General features: G+C 54.9%; 3 protein-coding genes. All 3 read left to right on the plus strand.

Annotated elements, in window-relative coordinates:
• The first annotated feature begins 32 nt into the window (after positions 1-32).
• Complete coding sequence (locus DXB70_RS13760) at positions 33-572, plus strand: MT-A70 family methyltransferase (RefSeq protein ID WP_107001180.1); 540 nt, start codon at positions 33-35, stop codon at positions 570-572.
• A gap of 42 nt (positions 573-614) precedes the next feature.
• Positions 615-1037, plus strand: a complete 423-nt coding sequence (locus DXB70_RS13765) for a SpoVG family protein (protein WP_117613993.1) — start codon at positions 615-617, stop codon at positions 1035-1037.
• A 9-nt stretch (positions 1038-1046) separates the two neighbouring features.
• Positions 1047-1666 (plus strand): hypothetical protein (locus DXB70_RS13770; RefSeq protein WP_118673481.1); only part of this gene is annotated, 620 nt, incomplete at its 3' end.

Here is a 1666-nt window from a genome sequence, read left to right on the forward strand (position 1 = left end):
GGCCATGCTGACCCGAAGCGGAAAGGAGGATCATGCCGAAAGAAAAATTTTCGATAATCTATGCAGATCCACCGTGGCGGTATGAGCAGAAAAACAGGCAGGGATCAGCAGAGCTTCATTATCCCACTATGAGTATTGAAGAAATTTGTTCCCTTCCAGTGGCCGACTTGGCTGCAAAAGACAGCGTTTTGTTTCTGTGGGCAACATTCCCACAACTGCCGGAAGCCTTAAAGGTCATTAAAGCATGGGGCTTTTCTTATCGTTCTGTGGCTTTTGTATGGATAAAGAGGAACCGGCGCTCCTACTCATGGTTTTACGGTCTGGGGTATTGGACCAGAGGCAATGCAGAAATTTGTCTTTTAGCAGTAAAAGGACATCCGAAGCGTAAGTCTACCGGTGTTCACCAGCTTATTGTTTCCCCGATAGAGCGCCACAGTAAAAAGCCGGACGAGGCCAGGCGGAAAATTGTAGAACTGATGGGCGATATACCACGAGTGGAATTGTTCGCCAGAGAAAAAAAGCCCGGATGGGACGTGTGGGGAAACGAAGTTGAAAGCACTGTAAACTTGTAACAGCTTCGGGTCATGCTGACCCGAAGCGGAAAGGAGAAATCCATGCAGGAAAAAACTGCGGGCGGAACACCAGCCGCCCCTATAAAGCTGGATGTAAGCGTGCGGGTCATCGAACCTGTGAAAAATCTCATGGGCTTTGCCAGCGTGAAATTCAATGACTGCTTTGTGGTGGAAAATCTGAAAATCGTACAGGGCAGCAAGGGGCTCTTTCTTGGGATGCCCAGCCAGCCAGACGGCAAAGGCGGCTACCGGGATATGGCCTACCCTGTCACAAAGGAGTTCCGGGAACAGCTCAACACCGCTGTTCTGCAAGCCTATGAGGCAAAGCTGGAACAGATGGCGGAGCGTGGCTCTGTGGGGCGTGCATCCATCAGCGACCAGCTCAAAGCCGGAAAAGCGGCTGCCGAACAGGCAAAGGCAGAACGGCCTCCGAAGGAAAAGCCCAGCCGCAGCGCAGAGCGTTGACCTCGGGCCATGCTGGCCCAAAGCAGAAAGGAGGCGGAAACCATGCCACGCAAACGGACGGGCTATGACGCGGCCTGCTATTACGACGGAAAACTGCTGGGCCGCTGTACCAAAGCGGACAGCGATGCCTATACCCTGTTGATGAACGCCTGCGGCGGGGAGGCCGCCCGTGTCCTGCGGGAATACGCCTACTTTTCCCCGGAACTTCGCGCCATATTGGAAAAGGCGGCGCTCATGCAGGCGGACCGGAGCCGGACGGGCGGAATGTTCCATGCGCCGAAAAGTTCCCCGTGGGGCGAGGTGCAGAGCTGTGAAACCCTCTGTCCAGGGGTGTTTCTGGTATCTACCGCCAGCCACGGCGGAACGATGGTGGCAAACGAGGTAGCCGCCGTCCTCTCCCCGGCGGCGAAAAAGTGCGGCTTCAAGGATAAGGGCTATATCTGCTATGAGGAGGACGCACAGGAAAGTGTGGTGCTCCGGGAACTGCTGGACAAAAAACTGTGGAACATCCCTGACCGCATTAAGGACAAAGGACAGTTTGAAGAAAAACTCAATCAGTCCATCCGGCAGTATCACCCCGAATACTGGCGGGCAAGGCAGAGCGGACGAGAGGCCGCCGAAGCTGCCCG

It is taken from the genome of Clostridium sp. OM05-5BH (assembly GCF_003481505.1).
Lineage (GTDB): Bacteria > Bacillota > Clostridia > Lachnospirales > Lachnospiraceae > Otoolea > Otoolea fessa.